The sequence below is a fragment of the Mesorhizobium sp. M0808 genome (assembly GCF_040320025.1).
Lineage (GTDB): Bacteria > Pseudomonadota > Alphaproteobacteria > Rhizobiales > Rhizobiaceae > Mesorhizobium.
This window is the reverse complement of sequence record NZ_JAMYOX010000009.1, coordinates 36,432-61,257: the sequence shown is the minus strand read 5'-3', so window position 1 is coordinate 61,257 and position 24,826 is coordinate 36,432. Positions and strand designations below refer to the sequence as shown.

Genomic DNA, 24,826 nt, shown 5'->3' with positions numbered 1-24,826 from the left:
GCGATGTGCGGCATCGCCGGAATTGTGTCGCTGAGCGCCGCAGCGGCGCCCCCTTCCCGCGATGCGCTGATACGCATGGCGGGCGCGCTGGCGCATCGCGGCCCGGACGAACGCGGCCTTTACCGGGACAGACGTGCGGGATTGGCGCATGCCCGCCTGTCCGTCATCGATCTCGCAAGCGGCCAGCAGCCACTCGCCGGCGCGGGCGACACAATGTGGATCGTCTTCAACGGCGAAATCTTCAATTACGTCGAGCTGCGACAAGACCTGGTCGCGCTCGGTTATCGCTTTCGCACACGCAGCGACACCGAGGTCATCGTCCATGCCTATCATGCCTGGGGCGAGGCCGCCTTCGAGCGAATGAATGGGCAGTGGGCAGTCGCCATCTGGGACTCCGTGGCAGGTCGTCTTGTCTTGTCGCGGGATCGGTTCGGCATCTGCCCGCTGCACTTTTGCGAGCATGGCGGACGGCTTTACTTCGCCAGCGAGGTGAAGGCCATTTTCGCGGCCGATGCGGATATACCCCGCGCCTTCGATCCAGCCGGCATCGATCAGACTTTCACACTCTGGACTGTCGCGCCGCCACAAGGCGTGTTTGGAGGAGTAAGCGAACTCACGCCGGGGCATGTCCGCATTTATGACAGCGGCGTCGTCCGGGAGCGGGCTTTTTGGAAGCCTGACTATCCAGAGGTTGACGGACCCGGCGATGATGAATTCACCGGCTCGCTTGATGACGCGGTGGAGGAAGTGCGCAGCGCCCTGGAAGCCGCGACGGCGCTCAGGATAGTACGCGCCGACGTGCCGGTCGGCTGCTATTTGTCCGGCGGGCTCGACAGCTCGCTGGTCGCCACGCTGGGGAGACGCTTCGCGGGCGAGCGCTTCCAGACTTTCTCGCTGCGTTTTGCCGACGCCGAGTATGATGAGACGCATTTCCAGCGCCTGGTTGCCGGCGTGGCCGGCAGTGACCATCATGAGGTGGTTGTTTCGCGCAGCGATATCGCTGGCATCTTCCCTGAGGTGATCTACCACACCGAGCGGCCAATCCTCAGGACCGCGCCGGCGCCGCTGTTCCTGCTCTCGAGACTGGTGCGCCAGCACGGCATCAAGGTCGTGCTGACCGGCGAAGGGGCCGACGAAATGTTCGCCGGCTACGATTTGTTCCGCGAGGGCAAGGTCCGCCGCTTCTGGGGACGCCAGCCCGCCTCGACGCGACGCTCGCGGCTGCTGGAGCGCCTCTATCCCTATCTCAGCCGCTCGCCGGTGCAGCAGCAGGCGATGGCACGCCAGTTCTTCGGGCGCGACATCCACGCCTGTGACGCGCCTGGTTTTGCGCATGGCACGCGCTGGCGTACCACAAGCGCCATCAAGCGGCTGTTTTCGGCAGACATGCGCGCCCAAACGGAGCGCCGCAACGCCGTGTCCGAGCTGCTTGCCCGCCTGCCGCCGGAGTTTTCGCGATGGGGCTCTCTTGCGCAGGACCAGTATATAGAGATTCAGACGCTGATGTCGGGATACCTGCTTTCCTCACAAGGGGACAGAATGCTGATGGCTCATTCCGTCGAGGGGCGCTTCCCGTTCCTCGATCATGAACTCGTGAGACTCGCGAATTCGCTTCCTGCCGCCTACAAGCTGCGCGTGCTCGATGAAAAGCATGTGCTGAAGCGCGTAGCGCAACCGATCGTGCCGTCGGAAATCGTCACCCGCAAGAAGCAGCCTTACCGGGCCCCCAACGCGCTCTGCTTTGTCGCAGATGGCGCTCCGGCCTACATTCGCGAAGCACTTTCGGAGGCGGCGCTGCGCGAAGCGAACGTCTTCGATCCCAAGTCGGTTACCCGGCTCCTGAACAAGTGCCAGGCCAGCGCCGGCGACGGCGACCTGTCCAACTCCGACAATATGGCGCTTGTCGGGGTGCTGTCGACGCAGCTTCTTCATCGGCAATTTATCGCGAGCCTTCCAAGTGGGGCTCGCACGCTCAAGCTCAGCATCGATATCGACCGCGAACACCGCGAAGAGGTGCTCGCATGATGCATGGCGCCGTACCGCTCCTGCATGACTATCTCACCCACTCTGCCAGCCGGCTCGGCGAGAAGGTGGCCCTGGTGTGCGGCAATCAACGTGTCACTTATGGCGATCTCGATATGCGTTCGAACGCCATAGCGCACCATTTGACCGATGCCGGAATTGCGCGTGGCGATCGCGTGGTGGTCTTCGCCGACAACACTGTCGAGGCCGTCATTGCGTTCTGGGCGGTGCTCAAGGCCAACGCCGTGGTGTGCATCGTCAATCCGCTCACCAAAAGCGACAAGCTTGATTATCTGCTCAACGATTGCCGCCCGACGGCACTGATCACCGACAAACACCTGCACTCGATTTTCAGGGAGCCGGCGCGGAATTGCCCATCGTTGCGCCGCATGATCGTCTCCGGGCCGATCGAACACAGCGACCTGCAAGAATTGCCGCATGCTGTGCGCTGGGACGCCGCGGTCGCGGCAGCCCGCAGCACGCCGCCCTCGCGCCGCTGCATCGACATCGATCTCGCTGCGATCATTTATACATCCGGCTCGACGGGCGAGCCCAAGGGGGTGATGCTGACGCATCGAAACATGATCGCCGCGTGCGCCTCGATTTCCTCATACCTGGCGCTTGCCGAAGACGAGGTGATCCTCAATGTCCTGCCGCTCGCCTTCGACTACGGTCTTTACCAGATGATCATGGCATTCGGCGCGGGCGCCCGGCTGGTGCTTGAGCGCTCGTTCGCCTTCCCGGCGCAGATCCTTGGGCTGATCAAGCAAGAAAGGGTGACGGGTTTTCCCGGCGTACCGACCATCTTCGCCGCACTCGGGGAGCTCAGGTCTCTCAGGGATCAGGATTTTTCGAGTATTCGCTACGTCACGAACACTGCGGCCGCCCTGCCGCTCAAGCACATTCTCCTGCTGCAGGAGCTGTTTTCTGGCGCCCGCATCTATTCGATGTACGGCCTTACCGAATGCAAGCGCTGCACCTACCTGCCGCCGGAGGATCTGGAGCGAAAGCCGTCGAGCGTCGGGATCGCCATCCCCAATACGGAAATGTGGATTGTCGACGAGCATGACAGGCGGGTCGGCCCCGGCATCGTTGGTCAGCTCGTCATCCGCGGAGCGACGGTGATGAAGGGCTATTGGGGCAAGCCGGAGGCGACAGCCAGGAAGCTCAAGCCTGGCCCGCTGCCGGGTGAGCAGGTCCTATACACCGGCGACTACTGCCGGATGGACGCCGAGGGCTATCTCTACTTCGTCGGTCGCGGCGACGAGATCATAAAATCGCGCGGAGAGAAGATAGCGCCGAAGGAGGTGGAAAACGTGTTGATGAACATTGCGGGCGTACGGGAAGCCGCGGTCATCGGCGTTCCGGACGAGCTGCTCGGGCAAGCAGTGAAGGCATTTGTCGTGATGGAGCAGGGAAGCATGATCGGTGAAAAGCAGTTGCAGAAAGAGTGCCAGAGACGGCTGGAAAACTTCATGGTTCCGAAGTCCATCGTCATCGTACCCAGTCTGCCGATGACCGACACGGGTAAGCTCAAAAAAACGGCCCTGTCATGAGTCGGTACCAGGGCGAAGTTGATCAGCATTCATCTTTTGTACCGGAGGCGAAATCAATGTTATCTACCAAGGATAGAACCGATACCTGCAGCGAACAAATTCGCGCTTTCCTGGCTTCGAATTTCTATATAGCCGATCCCGAGAGCCTGGAGAGCGACACCTCGCTACTCGACCAGGGCATCGTGGACTCGACGGGTGTGCTCGAGGTTATCGGCTTCATCGAGGAGACCTTCGGCATCACGGTCGAAGACAGCGAGCTGCTGCCGGAGAATCTCGATTCCATCGAGGGAATTGCGCAATACGTCATGCGCAAGAGAAACTGACGCAAGAGAAACTGATCGCCGAAATCTCGCGCAACTCTGTTTCAACTTCCCGGCCGTTTCTAGCCGCGACAGCGCGTCTACCTGCCGCGGCTGCGATGCTTACGCCTGCGCCCTCGTATGTCCCACAACCACCCTGCCCTCACCGGCCTGGTTGGTGACTGCCCGGATACTCGAATAGGCCTTGGAACGCTCGAGCAAACTCATGACCTGCCGGTCCTGGCCAAGCCCCACCTCGAAAAGCAGGATGCCTCCGCGCCGCAAATAGCGCGGCGCCTCCTTGAGCACCCGCATGTGGATGCTCAGGCCGTAGGGGCCGGCTGCGAATGCTTCACGCGGCTCGAGCTCGACCAGATGCGAACGGTCGCCCTCGAGCCGTTTTTCCGAAATGTAGGGCGGGTTGCAAACGATCACGTCGATCGTGCCATCGAGCTCCAAGCCTGAGAAGGCGCTGAACAAGTCGCCCTGAAGCACCGTTACCCGGTCCTCGATTTCAAGATGGGTGACGTTGCGGCGCGCGACCTCCACGCATCCGTCGGTAAGATCGCTTGCCCACACGCGCGCGGTGGGAGCGTGGTGCGCGATGGCGCACGCCAGATTGCCCGCCCCACAGCACATGTCGACAACGCGAGGCACCGGCAGGTTCAGTTGGCTCAGGACATCGAGAGCAGCCTTGCCGAGCAGTTCCGTTTCCGGCCGAGGAACAAGCGCACCGGGCGAGACCAGCAACTGCAATCCCATGAAGGTGCTGCGCCCCCTGCCGTAGGCATCGGCAACGTTGATCTCTTCGCTCACGACACTCGCCTCCCGATTTAGCCGGCGTTGGTGGCCGACAATTGCGTACCGATGAAGTGTATCTCAAAACCGTTTAACTCTCGATCGACAAAATCAAAACCGATCCCTCCCCAGACGCTTTGAAGCCTTGATGCTACAAAGATGACCATAAGCTTCTGCGCCGTGTCATGATTAGGAATATCTCCTTACTCGACCCGGTTATCCCCAGCCTGGCGAGCCAGTTGCCGAATTCTCAGCCTGGCGTCACGATTTTGCTACATTTTAATCAAAGAAGGCACGTATGTAAGCAATTCGTAATGTTCAGCAGCGGGGCGGGGCTGCTGCTTCCCGGAAGGTTAAAGTTTGTCCCTCATCGAAAGAATCGACGAGATTGCGCGGCAATTTCGCGTCAACGAGCGCACATCATGAAGTCGACCAAAGGGCGCTCGCTCGATCTCCGCTCCGCAATGTTCGGCTGTGTGCACGGCCTCGTCGGCGTAGGCATTTTCTCGGCATTGATAAATATCCTCGCCTTGACCGGCTCCGTCTACATGCTCCAGGTCTATGACCGCGTGCTGCCTTCGCAGAGCGTGCCGACTCTTGTCGGATTTACAGTCGGCATGCTGGGACTTTACGCGGCCTATGGGCTCCTCGATTTCGTGAGGCTTCGCCTGTTGGTCCGCATCGGCAGCCGCCTGCATAGAAATCTGCAGCAAAAAGCGTTCGCAGCCTCGCTTTCCCTGCCCCTCGTCGCCGGGCCGGATGCGAACCGGGTACACCCGCTTCGTGATCTGGACCAGCTACGTGGCTTTCTTTCCGGGCTCGGGCCGACAGTCTTATTCGACGCTCCCTGGATACCATTTTATATGGTGGTCATCTATCTGCTGCATCCCGCGCTTGGCGTGCTGGCAACGCTCGGCGCATGTGCCGTTGTGTTTTTGACGGTGGTTGCCGAGATCATCGGCCGCAAACCTGCGGCTCGTGCATCTGAGACACTCGTAGCGCAGCGGCTTCTGGCCGACTCCGGCCGCCGCAACGCAGAGGTTGTTCAGGCGATGGGCCTTTCCGCCCCGCTTAGCCGGCGCTGGAACGAGGTCAGTCATCTTTATCTGAAGAACCAGGAACGGCTCTCCGACGTCGTCGGCGCAGCAAGCTCACTGTCGAAGACGCTCCGAATGGCCCTGCAATCATGTGTGCTAGGGCTTGGTGCCTACCTTGTGATCGGCGGCGAGGCCTCGCCTGGCGTGATCATTGCATCGTCCATATTGCTGGGCCGCTCGCTGGCGCCGGTCGATGTGGCGATCGCAAACTGGAGAGGGTTTCTGGCAACCCGCAAAAGCTATACCGAGCTGTCGGCAGCCCTGGATGCTTTTGATAGCCAGCAAGAGCCAATGGAACTGCCCGGCCCGAAGGCTGAGCTTGCGGTCGAGGAATTGACCGTCGCGCCACCAAGCCTGCAGAAGCCCACCATCTTCAATGTAAGCTTCCGCTTGGCGAGAGGCGCAGGGTTGGCGGTCGTCGGCCCGAGCGGCTCCGGCAAGACCACGCTCGTGCGCGCTTTGGTCGGGGCATGGAAGCCGCTTCGTGGCACGGTAAGATTGGACGGCGCCTCGCTCGATCAGTGGAATTCAGAACTGCTCGGCATTCATATTGGCTACCTTCCGCAGGACGTTGAGCTGTTCGACGGGACGATCGCCGACAACATTTCGAGGTTCGGCGGCAAGCGCGACGCAAAAGGCGTGCTGGCAGCTGCCAAGGCTGCGGGCGTGGACAAGATGATCATGCGTCTTCCGCAGGGTTTTCAAACACGCATCGGAGAAGGCGGCGCGGCCCTTTCGGCTGGGCAGAGGCAGCTCGTCGGGCTTGCCAGGGCACTTTACGGCGATCCATTCCTCGTCGTTCTTGACGAACCAAATTCCAATCTGGATGCAGACGGTGATGCTGCTTTGGCCGGCGCAATCCTGGCAGTGCGTCAGCGCGGCGGTATCGTGATCGTCGTTGCGCATCGCCCCTCCGCTCTCGTCAACATCGATCAGGTACTCGTCCTGTCGAACGGGATGCTCCATTCGTTCGGCTCGCGCGAAGACGTTCTGGCAAATGTGATCCGGCCCTTCCCGCGCCCGGACAAGCCAAGCATTGTCGTTCCGCTGCAGCACGGTGCAAGCGGGCATGCGTGAGGTATTGCTTAGTGTCTAACGTGACCATGTCGTCATATGCTGCGGTTGGCGGCGAAGGCCAGCCGACCGGGGAGAAGCCGGAGCCGGATGGGATTCGAGCCAATCCACCCTGGGGTACTCTGGTCCGGAGCCTAGCAGCACATTGTCGTTCCGCCGCACAAAGGTGCAGCCGGGCATATGCGAGGTATCGCTCTGCTGTTGCCGTGTCGTCATACGTCGCAGCCGGTGGCGAAAGCCGTTCGTTGGAGACGAAGCCAGAGCCGGATGGCATCCGGGCCAATCTGCTCTTGGGCCTGGCAACCAGCTTGCTGTTGATCTTTGGCGGAGGGCTCTGGTTGGGATTGACCAAGATTGCCGGCGCGGTGATTGCGCCCGCAACCGTGGTGGTCGAAAGCAACATTAAAAAAGTCCAGCATCAAACCGGCGGCACCATCGGCGGAATCTTCGCGCAGGACGGCGATCATGTGAAGGCCGGCGATGTGTTGGTCAGGCTGGACAACACATTGACCCGAGCAAACCTGCAGATAATCACCGAGGACCTCAATCGCGCCACCATTCGTCTGGCCCGACTGGAGGCCGAGCGCCAGGGTCTGCCGGAAATGCAGATCCCGCCCGACCTTCGCGCTCAAATGGGCGACCCGCAAGTGGTGGCACTTGTCAGTGGCGAGCGTGCCTTGTTTGAAAGCCGTGCTGCGGCGCTGGCTGGCCAGAAGGCACAATTACAAAGCCGCGCGAAGCAGCTGGAACGTCAGATCGATGGCCTCAAATCGCAGCAGTCTGCAACGGACGAGTCTCTGGATCTGCTGACCAAGAACCTTGCGGATGTCGAATCTCTCTACGCAAAGAAGTTGGTGTCCAAGGAGAGGTTGAGCAATGTCAGCCTGGACAAGACCCGGGCTCGCGGCGAATCGGGACGCCTTGTCGCAGCGATAGCAGAGGTACAAGCTCACATCAGTGAAACGGACCTGCAGGTGCTTCAGCTCGACGAACAAATGCGGAGCGACGTGACCAACGAACTTCGCGAAACGGAAGCCAAGCAGACCGAGCTCAGCGAGCGCCAGGTGGTGGCCGAAGACGAACTCAGCAGGACAGACATTCGTGCCCCGCAATCGGGCACATTACAAGAATCCTCGGTCCATACCGTAGGAGGCGTGATTGGCGCAGGAGAGGTGCTCATGATGATTGTGCCCGATTCCGACAACCTTGTCGTCGACGCTTCCATTCCTCCGTCGCGTATCGATGAGATTCATCCCGGACAGCAGGTGTCGATCCGCTTTCCAGCGTTCGACGCCGGCACCACACCTGCTTGCGAAGGCTCGGTCAAGCGCGTCTCAGCGGATCTGATCAAGGATCAGCAACGCCAGCTTTCCTTTTTTTCGGCGCGCATCGACGTCGAGAATGAAGCGACGTGCCTGACAGGAGAGAAAATACTCAAACCGGGCATGCCCGCCGAAGTCCACATAAGAACCGACGAGCGCAGTGTCTGGTCCTACTTGATGAAGCCCCTTACCGACCAGTTTTCCAGGGCCTTCAGGCAGTAAAGCGGTTGCGAAACGCGGCCCGATCTATCGGGTCGCCGCATTTTCGAGAGCGCTGCTGAATCTGACCTCGATCGTGTCTCCCGGCATGACCTCGGTGTCTTCTTGGGCAAGCTGTTTTCGCCATTCTTCGCCGACCTTGCGAATGATCGTGACCTCGGCCTGGACCTTCTCGCCGGCAACCGGCAACGGCAGTGCGGCAGCTCCCGTGGGCTGCAACTTTTGGCTGGCGGCGCGAAGCCTTGCGCTGACGTCGGCAAGGCGCACGTTGGTATCCTTCAACTCGATCAGCAGACCCATCCTTCTTTGGTTGTCATTGCGTTCGTGCTGTCTGGCAAAATCGTCCTGCTGACGTCGTGCTCTCATAAGCTCAACCGACGTTTCGAGTGCCCGGCTGGAAGAGAGAACCAAAGCGCGCCGAACGTCGGCGAGCCGGTTGTTGGTGAGATTTCCGGACTCAAACGCTTTCCTTACGCGCGCCAGATCGTCTTCGTCCGCCTTCACCCCATCCGCTTCGGCCTGCTCGCGTTTGAGCAAGGTCTCGGTTTGTGCGGCGGCATCCTTGCCGCTTTTATCCAGAAAGCCCTGCTCTTGCTGGAAGTTGTCCAACGAGAGCTTCAGCCCTTCCGCTTCAGCCTGCGCGATCGCCGACGCAAAACTTGCCGGCAAGGGAGATCCTTGTGGTGGCTGCATGTCGAAAGTCGGTTTGTCCTGAAGTTCGGCGCGGATGCGGGCGCTATGAAAATAATCTCTCGTATATTCCCCCCAAAGCGACTCGTAATCGCGCCGCAGATCCACCGGATCTGGGCCAACCTGGTTTGCCCGGGACCGCAAAAGGCTGAAACCGCCTGACACGGCAATCGCCTGCCGCACGGTCATCAGCGGGCGGTAGGCCTGCTGTCCGGGAGTGAGCACGTCGCCGGTCACATAGATCGGCCTGTACTCCGCAACCACGGCGGTCACGTCTGTCGGCTTGATGACGATCATTTGCTCCCGCCCATCAGGCAGACGCTGGTGGAATATCTTGGTCGGCAAGATCGTCTGCATGCGCGTTTGCAGTTCAGCCGGAGTTAAGCCGCCCACCGAAACCATACCGACTTCGGGAAGCGCGATCGTGCCGTCCATCTGGACCACCGCACGTTGCGTTCGCTCCGGGATGGAGGCAATTCCAATCTCGACGGTGTCGCCGGCAGAAAGTCGATAGGCGACCCGCGGTTCCGCTGCAGCAGCCGTATCCATGGCAGCCAGCATGCCGAGCACGACAATAAGGATTCGATCAACGAGGACCATGGGCGACAATCTCCTTCTGGCTCGAATCCGGCGATACCGCGGCCGCAATCAACAGCGGAGCCAATCCTCCCGGGCGAAAGCTCATGTCATGTAACCCATTTCGTGTCGCACCCGGCCTTCGCTCAGGCGCCCTTGCCACCATCCGATGGTCCGCTCCAAGCCTTCGCGCAGGCTGGTCTGGGCACGCCATCCAGTCTTGCTTTCGAGGAGCGAAGAATCGGCCAGCAAGGCACGCACCTCGGAATTCTGCGGCCGCAGGCGGCGCTCGTCCCGGTGGATTGGTTTCTTGCAGCCACTCAACTCGATCACCAGATCCAATATGTCCGAGATCGTCACAGCGCGCTGGCTTCCGGCATTGTAGGCATGGCCAAATTCGAGCTCGGCGGAACCTGCGGTCAAAAACGCCGCCGCGGTGTCTTCCACGAAAGTAAGATCGCGGATCGGGCTTGTGTCTCCCACCATGATCGCCGGGCATTTTTTGTCGAGAGCCTGGCGTATAATGGTCGGTACGATGGCCCGCTCACTCTGGCGCGGGCCGTACGTATTGAAGGGCCGCATGATGACCACGGGGATGTCGAACGATCTGGCGTAGGACTCCGCCATCATGTCCGCGCCGATCTTGGATGCCGAATATGGTGACTGTCCCTGCAACGGGTGGGATTCGCTGATAGGCATTGTCAGCGCGGTGCCGTAGACCTCGCTTGTCGAAGTGTGCACTACACGCTCCGTCTCCCATTGGCGCGCCGCTTCGAGAACGTTGACCGTGCCCAGGATGTTGGTCTCCACATAGGACTGGGCAGCGGCATACGAATACGGGATAGCTATCAGTGCGGCGAGATGAAACACGACCGCCTGGCCACGCACGATCCGGTTAAGGAACGCGCTGTCGCGAACATCGCCGCGGACGAGATTCAACTGGCGTCGTATGGTGTCGGGCAAATCGTCCAGCCAGCCGTGGCTGTCGAAGGAATTGTAGAGTGCCAGCGCGGTGACGTCGGCGCCGCTGCGGACGAGTGCTTCGGTGAGATGAGAACCGATGAACCCGTCGGCACCCGTAACCAGAACTTTCCTGCCCTTGTATGCCATGACCCAAGCGTTCCCCCTATGACGTGAGGCACTGACGTTGCAAATCCACGAGAGCGCGGATGTCCCACCTGCTCTCAAGGTCCAATCGGCGGCGGCGAAACCACGCCAAGCACCGCCAGCAAGCCGCGCACCATCCACACAACATCGGAGCCGATCGTGCGCTGCGGATAATAGGAAAGGTCGAGCCTGGCTTTGGCAGGAAACAGAACCTGGCGATAGAACAGTAGCGGGTCCACCGATCGCGGATAGAAACGGGCTTCATGCCGGAAGAGAACCTGGGCTGGACCCAGCAAGCCTGGCTTGTATTGTAAAACGTCTTCGAAGCCCCCGCGAAAACAATCGGCGAAGGCAAGGCTCTCCGGGCGTGGCCCGATGATTGCCATCTCGCCTCTGAAGACGTTCCAAAGCTGTGGCAGTTCGTCGAACTTGGTGACGGCGAGGAACCGTCCTATCGGCGTCATGCGGCTGTCATCGGCCATGGTCAGAGCCAAGCCACCGGGGTCGCATTGCACGCTGAACTTGCGGAACTTGTACATGCGGAATGGGCGAGCACCGGCCCCGACGCGGGTCTGTGTGAAGAAGATGGGCCGACCGCCTTCCAGCAGCAGCGCCACGGCAATCAGCAGCATCAGCGGGGCGAAGACGATCGCCGCGGCTGCCGCAATGACGAGATCGATTGCTCGTCTCGCAGACCCATGGGCGGCGCTCGAGACGTTAGACCGGTGAATGGCTAGGTCCAGGGCATTCATGCGGCTGTTCCTGTCTGAGCGCAATTATTGACCGCCGCGGCAAGAGCGACGACTACCGATTCGACCAATGGCGCGGTGATCTGCGGATGCAGCGGTACAGTCAGTTCGCGCTGCGCGAAATCTTCAGTGCGCGGTAAGTGAGTACCGGGAATGAGCTCACGATAGAGCGTCATCTGGTGCACCGGCGGGTAGTGGATAGTGGTTTGTATCCCTTGCCCGCGCAGTGCGTCGATGACGTCTTGCCTGTCGGCGTAACGTGGCAAAAGGATAGGCATGATGTGGTAGGCCGACGTCCGCGGCTCGTGGAACGGGATGGTCACGGCCGGGCAATGCTTCGCTATGAGACGGCGATACAGCATGACCAGGATACGCCTGATCTCATTCCACTCCTGCAGATTTTGCAGCTGGACCAGTCCGATCGCAGCCCGCAATTCATCCATGCGATAGTTGAATCCGAGCATGGTGACATCATACTGAGGGGTGCGGCTGTTCAGCCTTTGACGCGTCCCGGTGGTCATCCCATGTCCACGCGCCTGGCGGATTGTCTCGAGCAGACCGGCATCCCTGGCGATCACAGCCCCGCCTTCCGCCGTGGTCATGTTCTTGTTGCCGTAGAAGCTGAAGGCGGCTGCGGCACCAAATGTCCCCACCTCCTTCAAGCCCGGCGCATGCGCCGCGTCCTCGACGATGTGCAGCCCCCGGGCACGGGCGAGCCTCTGCCATTGTTCCCGATCGGCGAGGTAGCCGGCGAAATGAACGAGAATGATTGCCTTGGTGCGGGCCGTGCATTTCGCTTCGGCTTCCACGATCGACATCAGCGGCACGTCGGCTGACTCGATGTCGACGAAAACCGGCGTCGCACCGACATAGAGGACCGCATTTGCGGTCGCCACGAACGTCAAGGATGGCACCAGCACCTCGTCGCCCGGTCCGATGCCAAGTGCGTGCAAAATGAGATGAAGCGCTGCGGTGCAAGAACTGACCGCGACGCAATCCTCCGCATCATGAACGTCGGCAAAAGCTTGTTCGAAGGCTCGTACCTGCTCCCCCATGGTCAGCCAGCCGCTGTCGATGACCTTGGTCAAAGCAGTCTTCTCCGGCACACCCAAGATCGGGGCACTGACCAAGAGCATCACAACCTCCTAGACTGATAACTGTGGGAACCGGGCTCGTGACTTCATCATGCAGCCGTCGCAGTGACCTCGATCGAGGCCGACTGGTCTTCCCAGGAAATGGTCTGTGCGTTCTGAAAATCGTCGACGCGCCCGATATCGAGCCAGAGACCCTCATGTTTGTACACGTGCACGGTTGTGCCGTTCTGCATCATCTGCAGCATCAGGTCGTCGAACCCAAAGGGTATGCCGGATGGGATAAACTGCAGAACATCCGGGTTCATGCAGTAAATTCCCATGCTGACCAGATGCGAAAGCGTCGGCTTCTCGCGAAAGACCTGCACGGTATTGTCGACTTCGTCGATGACGCCGAAATCCATCTTGATCAGGCGACAGGCTGTTGCGATCGTCACTGGATCGGTGTGCTTACGGTGCGCTGCTACAAATCGACTGAGGCTTAGATCCGTGAGGACATCGCCATTGAGAACGATGAATGGCTCCGTCAGTTCATCCCTGATCAAAGACAGTGGCCCGATGGTGCCAAGCGGCTCCATCTCCTGCGTATATCGAATTTTCAGGTTCCACTGCGAGCCATCTCCACACACGGTGCGGATCAAGTGGCCGAGATACCCGGTTGTAATATAAACTTCCTGAATGCCGTTGCGTCGCAACCATTTCAGAAGCATCTCGAGAACCGGCCGTGCCCCGATCGGCATGAGCGGCTTCGGCAAGACCGAAGTGAAGGGGCGGAGGCGTGTTCCCATTCCTCCACATTGAATAACCGCTTTCATCCTGGTCCTCCCTTGTTCATTCGGCCTGAACGCTATCGTCACGGGCCGGCTATCCTGCCCTGGTCAGCACCCGGGAAACGCGTTCTTGTCCCCTCAGAAGAACCGGTGAGATTTCCCGTAGAAGACCGGTGAGATTTCTCCACTGTCCCCTGATCCGGACATTGCATCTGGATGGTATGTGGCCGTCAGGGTGGATGTCGTCGTGCATTCGAATGGTAACAATTCAGCCGTTTTGCTGTTCTATATCTTTAGACCTATAGCACTGCTGAACGACCGGCCGGTCTGTCAGCTGTCCAAAAGGTCAGAACGTATGTTCGACGACGTTCGGCGGGTTTCGCTCACAAGGGGCAAAAAAAGAGGAGCGTTTCCCGTCATTTAAGATTATATTAGAAATCTGGCGTTTGCGGTGTTGGGGGTGCCGCAGCGTCGGCTGGATGAATCGACGAGATGATGGCCACGACTTTCAGGCCATTACCGTTCAATCCATTCAGATAGGCGTTGGGGTAGTTCAATGTATCGAATCGTCATCGCCGACGATCACGGCTTGTATCGTCGCGGCTTGCGATTGGCACTGACCGCAGGCATTCCAGGTGTGGAGATCTTTGAAGCGTCCTGTTTCGACGCGGTGCTCAGTTTGCTGGCAGAGCAGTCGTTCGTGGATCTTGCGATCCTGGATCTGAATATGCCGGGCCTGTTCAATCAAGAAGTGCTCGGCGGGATCCTGTCTGCCTATCCGGACACGCGATTTGCGATCGTTTCCGGAAACGATTCACGCTCGGAAATACTCACGGCTCTGTCGATCGGGCTTCACGGCTACATCGTAAAATCGCAGACGGACGAAGAGGTTGTTTTGGCCGTCAATGAAATCCTCTCCGGCCGCATCTATGTTCCTGCACTTCTGTCACGCCCGGGAGCGACGCAAACAACCCACGCGCATACCCATTCCGACGACAAAGGCCCACAGAGGCGTACCGCTGGCGTCAACCTTGGCAGGCTGACTTCGAGGCAAAAGGAAGTCCTCAAGCTGATGGCGGAAGGCTATTCAAACAAGGAAATTGCGCGCGATCTGGAAATCGCAGAGGCGACCACGAAAATCCACGCTGCTGCCGTTCTGCGTGAATTGGGGGTACGCAATCGGACCGAGGCTGCCGTTATGCTGAAGACTTGGCTTTCGAGACATGCCAGCTAGAGCGCCGCGCGTCCTTTTGGACGTGCAAACGGCGTCCCAAGACTCCTCATGCATTTTACTGCATATCCCAAAGCCGCGGCGCAGCTTTGGGCCGACGACATTCTTGGAAGGAACCCTGCGCATCTCAAAGGCCGCTCAGCGCGACCCGCCTTTAGATATCTGCTTTCCGATTGGAGCACTGCACTACAATCCGATTTCCTTGCGTGACAGCCGCAGCGAATACCGCAACCCTTGGTCCGATATTTCCAGCCTGGGAGAGTGACCGACAAGCGGCGCTCCATCCACTCCGATTATCATGGAACCGAAGCCATGACGGACTACGCTTGAGGTCCTACGCCGCCCCGATTCCACCCACTCGAACACGATATCGCTGCCCGTTTCTTCAGGTGCGAACGTCCAGCTTACGTCGATCCGGCCTTTTGGATCGGCAAGCGCTCCATATTTCATGGAATTGGTGGCAAGCTCGTGAACGATCATTGCAAAACTCTCGGCGGCGCCTCCCGACATCGCCACGGAAGGACCGCTGACCGATATCGCACGTGTTCCAATATATGGGTGCAATTCTTGCGCAACGAGATCGTTTATCGCCCCCGATACGCTGCCGTTGCGTGAAAGAAGCAGATGGGTTGCCTCGAGCGCGCGTATCCGGTCGATCAGCATTTCCTTGTATTTGGCGACGTTGTTTCCGGGAACATCGACCATTTTCACGAGCGCCGTGATCACCGCGAAAACGTTGCCGAATCTGTGACGCTGTTCGAGCATGATGCGCTCCCGCTTCTTTGCCGCGGCGCGCAGCAGCGTGGTTTGTCGTCTCTCGCTCAGGTCGGCAGCCACTCCAAGCCGCTGTCCACCATCATCATGTCTTTCCTCCCTTCCGCGCAGCGCAACCCAGCGGATATGTCCGTCCGGTCGGCGGACGCGTATCTCAACATCGTAATTCGTGACCGATGGTGCGGCCTTTCTCGATGCCGCCAGCTTTGGCCAGTCCGCCGGATGAACGACAGCTGACAGCTCCTCCAAACTGCGGCTATTGGCCTGGGCCAGGCCGAGAATGTCCCAGAACGTGTCCGAGCCCGTGACTATCCCGCCTTTAAGGTCTATGCGCCACGTGGCCAAGCGTCCAGCAGACAGAGCGAGGTCCAGCCATTCCTTCTGGGCCCGAAGCGCTTCGTGAACAGCGCGTCGTTCCGAAATATCGTCGACCACCACGAAGATGCTCTCCGAGAGGCCACCCTCGGGCACGGACGAAGAAAGCGTTAGCCTGGCCCAGAATGCCGTACCGTCCTTTCGTGACAGACGCACCTCCGAAACGAACGAAGAAATGTCATTGCCCAGCCTCGCCAGCAATTGCGCCAAGGTATCCCGGTCGTTCGGATGGGCGAGCGTATCGAGCTGCAGTTGGGCAAGCTCCTCCTCCTTGTACCCGGTCATCTCACAAAGGCGTCTGTTGGACTGCAGCAACTCACCTTTCTTGTTGGTGTTCGCGAATCCCATGGCAGCACGTTCGAAGGCCCAACGATAGCGGCTTTCGGTCGCCTCGACGGCAGCGAGCCTGGCCTCCGCGACTTCCAGCAACTCACGCAAGTCCTGCCGCAGACGATGGAAGGTCATGGCAATCACGCCTCCCGAAACCAGAAGCAGGATTGCGCGTGCCCAATCTCCACTTGAAATCTGATCGTGTCCTCGTGCCCACAGCCCGACAGCCACCATCAGAATGGTCGCAGCGAGCGCCGGTACGCGGTCTTCGAGATAGGCGATAATAATAATAGCCGGAATAAATTCCAGAAAACTGGCGCCTTGCCCAATATAGGCTGACGATTTTATTTCAAATATCAGTGTGGCAGCTAACACCGATGCAGAGGCAATATGAGTTAGCAATCTGCCCGACGGGTTCGAATTCGACCTGCGCGACTGCGAGCTCATGGACACAGACTACAACCTTCTGACTAGCCCGTCGAGACTAGAGCAAAAAACGTACAGCTTAGTACCACTGCCGGATTGCCATACCGCTATCATAGCGCGCATTTTATCGGACGCAGCGGGGCCTAAGAGCTGCCTTAGAACTGTCGGATCATATTAAGTTTTCAAGGTGGTGATGAACGTATTATCCGTCAGCGCATAGAAGACTAGAATCCAGCTACACATAGAAGACTACATGAATCCCGAATACTTATTTCGGGCGTGTGAAACTTTGGGTTAGGGGTAGAAAATGAATCTGATCGATAGACAGGTCGATGCTTCTTCGAGCAATCGGTACATTGTTACGAGGACCAAGTATGATTTTGAAGCGCGGAATACGCGGCCCTCTTCTGGTCACCTTCCCGATCGCGCATCGGATCCATTGGACGCAAGGTTCGCCGAACCAAAAGGCCGCAGTCTGGAATCCATAACCGGCGTGCTTGATCGCATTGGCTGTGGCTATCTCGTGCTGAATCGCGAAAGAAAAGTAGTCGAGTGGAACGCAGCCGCCCAAACCACGCTTGAGCGCCAGGGCGAAGCGGCCGACACGGCGAGCGGACTTACGGCCGCCCTAAGGCGGCTGATCGCGAATGTTCCGGGCCAATTCCTGCCGGGCTCGTTGTCTTGGGTGGTGATCCGCAGCAGGGGCGACCGACCGGTGATACTGAACGAGAACGGCGTTATCGCTCCCGACGGAACGAGCATTGTGGCGCTGCTGGATCGCGACAACAGGTCGGGGCCCAATCCTCGGACGCTGCAAAGAATGTTTGGCTTGACGAGCGCAGAAACGCACCTCGCCTTGCGCTTGGCCCAGGGCGACGCACCTTTGGAGATCGCTCGCAGCTGGCGTCTCAGCCGCACCACGATCCGTTCCCAGCTTGCCTCGCTGTTCGCCAAGACCGAAACAAAACGCCAGGCGGAACTGGTGGCCCTTCTTGGGCGTATTTCGGTCCTGCCGTAAGGCCGGCCACTTAGATCCAATCGCCGGACGTCGGCATCCGCCCGGGATTCAAACTACGCAAGTTGGCGTGTCATGACTTGGCAGGTCGTGCACCGCATTGCGCACTCCACTAGGTTCGATGCGCCAGCGTAAATATCGGAAGCCGCAATCCCGGACCGGCTATTCGGTACTGTCGAACGGATTTCGAAAGGCGACAAGTGGACAACGATCTATGCAGCGATTCTGTCCTTGCCGCAGCGGAGAAGATGGAAATCGCTCGATCCCGTTCGGACCGCGCGGTGAAGAAACTTGCACGGACAGGACCGATCGTCGTCACCGGCGCCGCAGGCTTCATTGGTTTTCACGTGGCCTCACGGCTTTTGCGTCTTGGTGTCAAAGTCGTGGGCGTCGACAATTTCACGCCCTATTACGATCTGCGGCTCAAGGAAGCGCGGTTTGCACGCCTCTGTAGCGAGGCGAAGTTCACGCCGGTACGAATGGATCTGGCGGATGCCGCGCGCGTTCAGTTGCTGTTTTCAAACGTTCGCCCCTCACACCTCGTCCATCTCGCGGCTCAGGCCGGCGTGCGTCATTCACTTGTTGACCCGCACGCCTATGTGCAATCGAATATAGTGGCGTTTCTCAACGTCCTTGAGGGCTGCCGGCATCATGGCGTCGGTCATCTCGTCTACGCCTCTTCGAGCTCCGTCTACGGCTTGAATCGAACCATACCGTTTTCCGAAAATCACGGCGCCGATCATCCCGTCAGCTTCTACGCCGCCACCAAGCGTTCGAATGAATTCATGGCGCATTCATACAGCCATTTGTTCGGCCTGCCCGTGACCGGACTGCGCTTCTTCACCGTTTATGGCCCTTGGGGCAGGCCCGACATGGCCGTCTACTTGTTCACGCGCGCGATCGTCGAGAGCAAACCAATTGAAGTAGCCAATGCCGGCCGCGTGTGGCGAGATTTCACCTATATCGACGATATCGCTGAGGGCGTGGTTCGAGCACTTGCTACACCGCCGCAGCCGGATCCGAATTGGGACCCTTGCACCGCCGACCCTGCCACAAGTTCCGCGCCGTATCGCGTCTACAATATCGGCAACGACCGGCCCGAGGAGATCAACCGGCTGATTTCGATCATCGAGACCGCTCTTGGCAGCCGGGCAGTTCGCGTGGATGTGCCGTTGCCGCCTGGCGACGTTCTGGAGACGCGCGCCGACGTCAGCGATCTTCGCCAGGCCGTCGGCTTCGCCCCGGCAACACCGCTAGAGGACGGAGTGCGACGCTTTGTCGAATGGTACCGGGACTTTCATGGAACGGATGCCGCGGCCAGCGTACGGCAACAGACGTTGGTGAATGAGGCCACCGTGTAGGCCGCGGGCCCTGTCGGGCGATGATCTGCCACTCGGCGTGTAACGCGTCGGCCACAAAGCCGCACTCGCCAGCCTCTATCCGACACAACCCTGGACTCGAAATTCCTGAACGCTGATGCCGTCGCGTATCGGGGCGCGACGGTCTCAAATCAGCGCAGGAACCAATGTCGCCGCTGGCCTTCGACTGCGTGCGTTCTGAACGATGTTAGCGCAAAGATCAGCCCAGGGATAATTTTCAGCCGTTTGCTGATGTAGATCGACATCGCCACATTCCAAATCGCCAACGCAAGCGCGAGGCCCACTGCGGCGCCCGGCGCGCCGTAGAGCGCAATTCCTGTGGCACAGCCTATGATACTGGCCGCAGCGCCGACGATCATGGTTGCGGCTGCCGCCCATTCGTTTCCGGTCATCATCAAGAGGAGCATCTGGGGTCCGCACAGCGCGACAAAGACATATCCGAGAATGAGTATCCGCGCGACGGGTGCCGCGGTACTGAAATCCCCGCCGAACCAGCTCAACAGAGGTTCAATAATCGCAAGCATCGGGATGGCCATCGTTAGAGCCCCACCAGAGGAAAGTAGGGCGGCCCGTGAAAACAGCTGCTGCAGAGCCATCCGATCGCCTCGGGCATGAAGGGCAGCCGCTGTCGGCGCAAACATCGTAGAGACGGCAACCAGGGAAAGGCTCACAAGCAAGGCGACGTTCAATCCCAATGCGAAAATGCCTGCTTCGCGAATGTGATGCGTCCAGCCCAGCACCATGACTCCGGCCCGGCTGATGAAAACATCGAGCCCAGCCATGAGCATCATTGGCGGAACCGCGGACCACCATTCCCGCGACTCGTCGCCTGGCTGAACCTGCCGCAAGCCAGGCGGCTGAAATTTTGTCGCCATGACGAACACCAGGCCGACCGTGATGGCTGAACTTGCCAGCACCGCCTGCATCACCAAGGGTGCGTTGGGGGTCCATGATCCGGATAAGCCCGCCATTCCCAGCAACGTCAACAAGAGGCCGTCGCGCACTATGCGTTCCGGCAGGAGGGCCGAGACACCGCCGCCGAAAGCACGAACAAGTGTTGCGCCCAAAGCGTAGGCGGTGACCAAAGGCACTGCTGCCATGCCTAGCAGCTGGCTGATTTGAAGCTCCTTGTGAGAAGGATCTGAAAAGAAAAAGATCAAGGCGGCGCCAACGATGCCGAATAGTGTCGCCGCCGCCAGCGACCTCTGCAGAGCAAACCTGATTACGCCGTGTACCAGGTCAAGCCGCCCTTTGGCACTGTAGGCGGAGACGAAACGCAACAAGGATACATGGAAACCAAGCGTTGCAAGATAGGCAAGCACCGAGGTCCAGGCCAGAACATAGGAGTAAATGCCATAGCTGGTGGAGCCAACGATGCGCGCAATCAATAACTGCGCCAAGCTGGTCAAGCCCGCACCCCCGATATAGACCAAAAGAGCGAAGATGCTGGCATAGCCGAGACCCCGGCCCGTGTCCTCCTTGTGCGGCAAAACCATATTCGTTGGAGCAACGGAGGCCGCAGGGAAGCGGGCGAGCTTCGGATCGCTGAAATCGTCGATGTCTTTTGCGCCGGCGTCGCGCATTTCTTCGCCTTGATCGCCTTTGGCCGCGGACCCTGCTCCGGACTGCGAGATCGTCGATATTATCTTCCGCTCGACAGGTCGAATGCCGTGGCGGTCGTTACGCGGAATCCCGCATGTGACATTCATGATGTTCTCTCGAGCAAGAGATCCGCGCTGTCCCCAAACCGGTAGCCGGCGTGTTTCCTAAGATTGACCTGCGTGAGAACGCTGCCTACGGGGACCTGAGCCGTCTCGTCCTCCGTCAGCAACTGCAGAACACCACGGGCGATGCTGCGACGCGTCCTGGCCCAGCGAACAGCAAAAAGAACTGCGTCAGCCCAGCCCGTCAGTAGCCTGGCCTCAGGTCCTCCAAGTCCCAGCGGTCCATTTATGATGACGATGCTGTACATCGAGCGCAGCTCATCTGTGACCAGGGACCCGTCGATCATGGACAGTTGCGGCAGCAGATCCTCTGATGGTGCGAGTGCCATGAAGTCGATTCCAATTTCAGGCATTCCCGTGACCGCGTCGTGCAGCGGACAACGGTCGCTCATATAGTCTCCAAAGGATTTATGCGGCTTGAACGCACCGAATTCGTTCAGAAACTCGTTCGTGAGGCGGGCGCCCGTGCCATCAAGATCGAGAAAAAGCACTCGTCCCCCAAGTCGGGTAGCTGCCAAGGCGAGGCTCCATGCGAGCTCGGTCTTGCCATCATGCCGGACGCTGGACGTGACGAGGATGACGTGCGACGCACGGCCTCTCGCTTTGTTGAGAGCCACGGTGACAAGGAGAGAAGTGACGGCTCGGCTGTAGCTGCAGTTTTGCTGGCCGAGAACCAGCTGCTGTAGTCGTTTCGCGTGTATTGTGGGCGCTTCCGGTATCAGCCCCAGGCACGGAACCCTGAGCGCGGCTTCAGCTTCGGCCCCGCCGCGCAAGGTCTGATTGAGACGGCTGCGGACCAAGACGAAGACCCCGCCAATGAGGCCAAACACGATCATGCCGGGCGGAATAAGAAAGATGGGCGGCAGGGTTTTTGGATTCGTTGGCGGCCATGCCGCTGAAAGGATCGAGACCCCGGGCAAGGGAGTTGCGATGCGCTGCACCAGATCCTGTTGTTGGGTGAGAAGCTGGTTGTATCGCTGCGTCAGGATGCTGACCTGCGGCTCGAGCGCACGCAAGCCGGAAAGCCGGCCGGCTGTGTCGGCCACCACCGCATCGAGCACATTCTTACGGCCCTCCAGAGCAGCGATCTGGGCACGGTAGATGTTCCCCTCCGCCGCAATGCGAGCAGTGCCTTGTTCGATCTCGCCGTTGATCGCAGTGCTAAGGCCCGCATCCGCATTGTCGTTGGCTTGGCGGGCCGCCATGTCGGCCAATACCGGAGACCCGATCGCTTCGGCGAGCGCCGCGACCGATGCTCCTTCCTCTCGCAAAGCCTCGATGTGCTGAAGGTGAGATTCCGTCGCTGAGAGATCCGCTTTCGACAAGGATATCTGCTGACTAAGTTCGGCTGTCTCCTTGGCAGCGTTATCCGCCGCACCTTGATCGACCGCGCCATGGCTCAGTCGATACTTTTCCAGGCGGTCGGTCGCTTTCGCCAGGTCGCTTTGTACGACCGGCAGGCTGGCGACGATCGAGGCGAGTTCCAGCCTGTCTGACGCCCTGCGCTTCTGTGCGAGATCGTCGATGTATACTTGGACGAACGTATTGGCCACCAGGGCGGCTCGCGCCGGATCGTCGTCGGTGAAGCCGACGGTGATCACCCTTGATCTCAGTTCCTGTCCAACCCTCATGCCCTTCCGCAATGCCTTGAGTTCGGCTGCATCGGCCGCCTCCGGCCTGCCCTGCGGCCAAATCCTTTCTAGCAGACCAGCTGCGAAGGTGCGTATGTTCTGCAGGTTGCCGCCTACCGGGGCGGCGCGGGAATTTCCGACATCATCACCTTGCTCAGCAATGTTGCCGATCTTTGTCTCGCGTAGGGCTGCCACCAGGCGACGCAGATGCCCCTGCGAAGAGAGCATGGTTAAGTGGTCATCAATGCTCGCATCCAGCATCTCCTGAGCAGAATCCGCACCTCCGGGAGCCGCGTTCCTGCCAGGAGCATCGACAATCACCTGTGCGGTCGCCTCGAACAGGACAGGACGCACAAAACCCGCAAGCCCAGCCAACACTCCGCCCAAAATCACCATTGCAAGCAGGAACCATTTTCTCCTCGCGATGGTAATGAGGAGTTGATGGAAGGGGGTCTGCGCGTCGACCTGTTCGCGCAGGAATGGCCTCATGCGCGGATTGATCTCGCGCGTCGGCACGTGCATTTCAGTGGCGCGCGGAAGGTGAATTCGGCTGACTATGGAACCTTCCATCTCATACTCCTGTCAGTTCGAGCGCTGTGGACATGCCCGTTGCCGGCCCGGCGGACCGCCCGGCCTCGTTGCGCCAGGCCTGGAACATCAACGCGGGCCACAAATCGCGAGAATGATCCTGTCTTCCGTCAAGATGGTCGCGCCAGCAGGTTTCGACCTTCGCAAAGTCGAAGATCCCATCTCCGGAGAGGCGTATATCGGCGACTAGATCGCTGGCCCAGATGCGCAACGGGCCGCTCAGCCAGACTGCTATGGGAACATCGAAACCCTGCTTCGGCCGGTCGATCAGCCGTTGCGGAACATAGCGGCTAAGCAGCTGACGAAGAAGCCACTTGCCTTTGCCATTGCGGACCTTCGCATGTGCCGGCAGCCGCCAGGCGAATTCGACAACCCGATGGTCGAGAAGCGGACACCGGCCTTCGAGGCTATTGGCCATGCTGGCGCGGTCCAACTTCACCAATATATCGTCGGGCAGGTAACCGGCCATGTCGTCGTACAAGAGACGGGACAGCAGGCCATCAAGCCGGGGGGACCCTTGAATTGATGTGGGCGGCGTGTGGAGTGCGAGGCTCCCGGTCGATGCTCCGGTCAGCCGTCGATGCAATTCGTCCTCATCTGGCGCAGCGAGCAGCCGAGCGAGGCGATGCAGCCGGTCGCTCCGCAGCGCGTGCCGTCCACTCGCCGAAAGCGGCAGCTTGCCGACGAAATCGTGACGCGCTGCACGGGCCAGCAATCCGACCCCTGCAGCAAGCGCGTGACGCAGCGGCGACGGCAGCGCATGCTGTCGTTTCAACCGCGCAGCCATGAAATGACGAGCGTAACCGGCGAAGCATTCATCGCCACCGTCGCCTGATAGCGCCACCGTAACGTGCTGGCGAGCGAGCCGCGCCACGAGCAAAGTCGGTATCTGCGATTCATCGGCGAACGGCTCATCCCAGATCCGCGGCAGTTCCGGAATGACTTCACGCGCAGCGGCTGCTGAAAGGTGGAGTTCAGTATGATCGGTGCCCAGGTGCCGCGCGACCTCCGCCGCGTGGGGAGCCTCATCAAACCCGCCTTCTCCGAAAGCGATCGTGAATGTGCGCACCGGTTTTGGCGATTGGGCCTGCATCAGCGCCACAACCGTGGAGCTGTCGAGGCCACCAGACAGAAAGGCACCCAGCGGCACATCGGCTATCATGCGTTCCCGGACGGCAAGTCGAAGCAGGTCGTCGAGTCCATCGGTCAGTTCTTCGTCGGTACCGGCGATTGGATTCTGTCGACCGTTCGCGGCGATTTCAGACAGCGACCACCAGTGTCGGGCGCGTTGCGAAAGGGATGCGGCGCTGCGCGCCTCGGCAAAATCCGCCGCCGTCACAGACAGGACCGAGCCCGGAGGTAGCTTGAACACGCCTCGCCAGATGCAGCAGTTACCCGGTACCCATCCCTTCGAAAGCATTGTCGCGGCCGCGTCGAGATCGAGCTCCTGACAGAAACCTGGAAAACGATGGATTGCCTTCAACTCGGAGGCAAAAACGAGCGCATCGCGCGTTGCAGCAACATAGAGCGGCTTCTTGCCCATTCGGTCGCGGGCGAGATGGAGGGTCCTGGTCTTTAGATCCCACAATCCAAATGCGAACATGCCAGCGAGGCGCGTGAGTGCGGTGTCGAGACCCCAGCTCTCGATTGCGCACAGCATCACTTCGGTATCGCTGGCGCCACGGAACCGATGGCCAGCGTCTTCAAGCTCGCGGCGCAGATCGCGGAAATTGTAGATCTCGCCGTTGAAGGTAATGGCATATCGGCCACTTGCCGAATGCATCGGCTGGCGTCCTGCTTCCGATAGGTCGACTATAGCCAAACGCCTGTGGCCGAAGGCAATGCCGGCTTCGCGATTGATCCAGAAGCCTTCGCCATCAGGCCCACGATGACGAAGGGCCGTCGTCATCTGGCCAATTGCCCTGAGCGGCTTGATGTTGGCGGCATCGGGTGCAAGGAGAATTCCGGTAATCCCACACATGC

18 protein-coding genes are annotated in these 24,826 nt (G+C 59.6%); 8 read left to right on the top strand and 10 right to left on the bottom strand.

Features of this window, described 5'->3' with window-relative positions; genetic code table 11:
• The first annotated feature begins 3 nt into the window (after positions 1-3).
• Genes asnB (NKI25_RS13920) through NKI25_RS13910 form a run of 3 tightly spaced genes read left to right on the top strand, consistent with a single transcriptional unit; the run spans position 4 to position 3,901 of the window.
• Positions 4-2,025, top strand: coding sequence for an asparagine synthase (glutamine-hydrolyzing) (asnB, locus tag NKI25_RS13920; protein WP_023675630.1), 2,022 nt, complete (start codon positions 4-6; stop codon positions 2,023-2,025).
• Positions 2,022-3,578, top strand: a complete 1,557-nt coding sequence (locus NKI25_RS13915; protein ID WP_352569014.1) for a class I adenylate-forming enzyme family protein — start codon at positions 2,022-2,024, stop codon at positions 3,576-3,578. Before asnB (NKI25_RS13920) ends, NKI25_RS13915 begins: the two co-directional genes overlap by 4 nt.
• Before the next feature lie 56 nt (positions 3,579-3,634).
• Positions 3,635-3,901 (top strand): acyl carrier protein, encoded by a 267-nt coding sequence (locus tag NKI25_RS13910; RefSeq protein WP_023675628.1) that lies wholly within the window; start codon positions 3,635-3,637, stop codon positions 3,899-3,901.
• 99 nt (positions 3,902-4,000) lie between these two features.
• Here the strand turns inward: NKI25_RS13910 and NKI25_RS13905 are convergent, their stop codons facing one another.
• The gene (locus tag NKI25_RS13905; protein WP_023675627.1) at positions 4,001-4,693 is read right to left on the bottom strand and encodes a N5-glutamine methyltransferase family protein; all 693 of its coding nucleotides are present in this window, start codon (positions 4,691-4,693) and stop codon (positions 4,001-4,003) included.
• A gap of 404 nt (positions 4,694-5,097) precedes the next feature.
• On the opposite strand from NKI25_RS13905, the gene NKI25_RS13900 reads away from it, so the two are divergent.
• Entirely contained in the window at positions 5,098-6,849 is a 1,752-nt protein-coding gene (locus NKI25_RS13900; RefSeq protein ID WP_352569013.1) for a type I secretion system permease/ATPase, read from the top strand.
• 242 nt (positions 6,850-7,091) lie between these two features.
• Positions 7,092-8,390 carry an HlyD family type I secretion periplasmic adaptor subunit gene (locus NKI25_RS13895; RefSeq protein WP_352998599.1) on the top strand — a complete coding sequence of 433 codons (1,299 nt, stop codon included), beginning with the start codon at positions 7,092-7,094 and terminating at the stop codon, positions 8,388-8,390.
• Positions 8,391-8,414: 24 nt separating this feature from the next.
• Here the strand turns inward: NKI25_RS13895 and NKI25_RS13890 are convergent, their stop codons facing one another.
• The 5 genes from NKI25_RS13890 to NKI25_RS13870 form a co-directional block, all read right to left on the bottom strand.
• Positions 8,415-9,677, bottom strand: a complete 1,263-nt coding sequence (locus NKI25_RS13890) for a polysaccharide biosynthesis/export family protein (RefSeq protein ID WP_352455325.1) — start codon at positions 9,675-9,677, stop codon at positions 8,415-8,417.
• A gap of 81 nt (positions 9,678-9,758) precedes the next feature.
• Positions 9,759-10,763, bottom strand: coding sequence for an SDR family NAD(P)-dependent oxidoreductase (locus tag NKI25_RS13885; RefSeq protein WP_023675622.1), 1,005 nt, complete (start codon positions 10,761-10,763; stop codon positions 9,759-9,761).
• 74 nt (positions 10,764-10,837) lie between these two features.
• Positions 10,838-11,512, bottom strand: a complete 675-nt coding sequence (locus NKI25_RS13880) for a sugar transferase (protein ID WP_023675621.1) — start codon at positions 11,510-11,512, stop codon at positions 10,838-10,840.
• On the bottom strand, positions 11,509-12,645 hold the full coding sequence (locus tag NKI25_RS13875; RefSeq protein WP_023675620.1) for a DegT/DnrJ/EryC1/StrS family aminotransferase: 1,137 nt from the start codon (positions 12,643-12,645) through the stop codon (positions 11,509-11,511). Before NKI25_RS13875 ends, NKI25_RS13880 begins: the two co-directional genes overlap by 4 nt.
• A gap of 47 nt (positions 12,646-12,692) precedes the next feature.
• Complete coding sequence (locus tag NKI25_RS13870) at positions 12,693-13,415, bottom strand: nucleotidyltransferase family protein (protein ID WP_023675619.1); 723 nt, start codon at positions 13,413-13,415, stop codon at positions 12,693-12,695.
• 511 nt (positions 13,416-13,926) lie between these two features.
• Between NKI25_RS13870 and NKI25_RS13865 the strand changes: the two genes are divergently transcribed.
• A complete protein-coding gene (locus tag NKI25_RS13865; RefSeq protein WP_023675618.1) occupies positions 13,927-14,604 on the top strand; it encodes a LuxR C-terminal-related transcriptional regulator in 678 nt (225 codons plus the stop codon).
• 183 nt (positions 14,605-14,787) lie between these two features.
• Here the strand turns inward: NKI25_RS13865 and NKI25_RS13860 are convergent, their stop codons facing one another.
• Positions 14,788-16,527, bottom strand: a complete 1,740-nt coding sequence (locus NKI25_RS13860; protein WP_023675617.1) for a PAS domain S-box protein — start codon at positions 16,525-16,527, stop codon at positions 14,788-14,790.
• A gap of 286 nt (positions 16,528-16,813) precedes the next feature.
• Between NKI25_RS13860 and NKI25_RS13855 the strand changes: the two genes are divergently transcribed.
• Both NKI25_RS13855 and NKI25_RS13850 read left to right on the top strand, forming a co-directional pair.
• Complete coding sequence (locus tag NKI25_RS13855; RefSeq protein WP_023675616.1) at positions 16,814-17,524, top strand: helix-turn-helix transcriptional regulator; 711 nt, start codon at positions 16,814-16,816, stop codon at positions 17,522-17,524.
• Positions 17,525-17,769: 245 nt separating this feature from the next.
• Positions 17,770-18,882: an NAD-dependent epimerase gene (locus NKI25_RS13850; protein ID WP_352576395.1), complete on the top strand. Its 1,113-nt coding sequence runs from the start codon at positions 17,770-17,772 to the stop codon at positions 18,880-18,882.
• Positions 18,883-19,031: 149 nt separating this feature from the next.
• Here the strand turns inward: NKI25_RS13850 and NKI25_RS13845 are convergent, their stop codons facing one another.
• From NKI25_RS13845 to asnB (NKI25_RS13835), 3 genes are read right to left on the bottom strand one after another with little or no spacing between them, the layout of a single operon-like run.
• Positions 19,032-20,609 carry a lipopolysaccharide biosynthesis protein gene (locus NKI25_RS13845; RefSeq protein WP_352576394.1) on the bottom strand — a complete coding sequence of 526 codons (1,578 nt, stop codon included), beginning with the start codon at positions 20,607-20,609 and terminating at the stop codon, positions 19,032-19,034.
• Positions 20,606-22,825: a GumC family protein gene (locus NKI25_RS13840; protein WP_352998598.1), complete on the bottom strand. Its 2,220-nt coding sequence runs from the start codon at positions 22,823-22,825 to the stop codon at positions 20,606-20,608. Before NKI25_RS13840 ends, NKI25_RS13845 begins: the two co-directional genes overlap by 4 nt.
• Before the next feature lies 1 nt (position 22,826).
• Positions 22,827-24,824, bottom strand: a complete 1,998-nt coding sequence (asnB, locus tag NKI25_RS13835) for an asparagine synthase (glutamine-hydrolyzing) (RefSeq protein WP_352998597.1) — start codon at positions 24,822-24,824, stop codon at positions 22,827-22,829.
• Positions 24,825-24,826: the final 2 nt, after the last annotated feature.

Coding starts and splice junctions, on each gene's coding strand:
- asnB (WP_023675630.1), top strand. CDS start 4: ATGTGCGGCATCGCCGGAATTGTGTCGCTGAGCGCCGCAGCGGCGCCC.
- NKI25_RS13915 (WP_352569014.1), top strand. CDS start 2,022: ATGATGCATGGCGCCGTACCGCTCCTGCATGACTATCTCACCCACTCT.
- NKI25_RS13910 (WP_023675628.1), top strand. CDS start 3,635: ATGTTATCTACCAAGGATAGAACCGATACCTGCAGCGAACAAATTCGC.
- NKI25_RS13900 (WP_352569013.1), top strand. CDS start 5,098: ATGAAGTCGACCAAAGGGCGCTCGCTCGATCTCCGCTCCGCAATGTTC.
- NKI25_RS13890 (WP_352455325.1), bottom strand. CDS start 9,677: ATGGTCCTCGTTGATCGAATCCTTATTGTCGTGCTCGGCATGCTGGCT.
- NKI25_RS13885 (WP_023675622.1), bottom strand. CDS start 10,763: ATGGCATACAAGGGCAGGAAAGTTCTGGTTACGGGTGCCGACGGGTTC.
- NKI25_RS13880 (WP_023675621.1), bottom strand. CDS start 11,512: ATGAATGCCCTGGACCTAGCCATTCACCGGTCTAACGTCTCGAGCGCC.
- NKI25_RS13875 (WP_023675620.1), bottom strand. CDS start 12,645: ATGCTCTTGGTCAGTGCCCCGATCTTGGGTGTGCCGGAGAAGACTGCT.
- NKI25_RS13870 (WP_023675619.1), bottom strand. CDS start 13,415: ATGAAAGCGGTTATTCAATGTGGAGGAATGGGAACACGCCTCCGCCCC.
- NKI25_RS13865 (WP_023675618.1), top strand. CDS start 13,927: ATGTATCGAATCGTCATCGCCGACGATCACGGCTTGTATCGTCGCGGC.
- NKI25_RS13860 (WP_023675617.1), bottom strand. CDS start 16,527: ATGAGCTCGCAGTCGCGCAGGTCGAATTCGAACCCGTCGGGCAGATTG.
- NKI25_RS13855 (WP_023675616.1), top strand. CDS start 16,814: ATGAATCTGATCGATAGACAGGTCGATGCTTCTTCGAGCAATCGGTAC.
- NKI25_RS13850 (WP_352576395.1), top strand. CDS start 17,770: ATGGAAATCGCTCGATCCCGTTCGGACCGCGCGGTGAAGAAACTTGCA.
- NKI25_RS13845 (WP_352576394.1), bottom strand. CDS start 20,609: ATGAATGTCACATGCGGGATTCCGCGTAACGACCGCCACGGCATTCGA.
- NKI25_RS13840 (WP_352998598.1), bottom strand. CDS start 22,825: ATGGAAGGTTCCATAGTCAGCCGAATTCACCTTCCGCGCGCCACTGAA.
- asnB (WP_352998597.1), bottom strand. CDS start 24,824: ATGTGTGGGATTACCGGAATTCTCCTTGCACCCGATGCCGCCAACATC.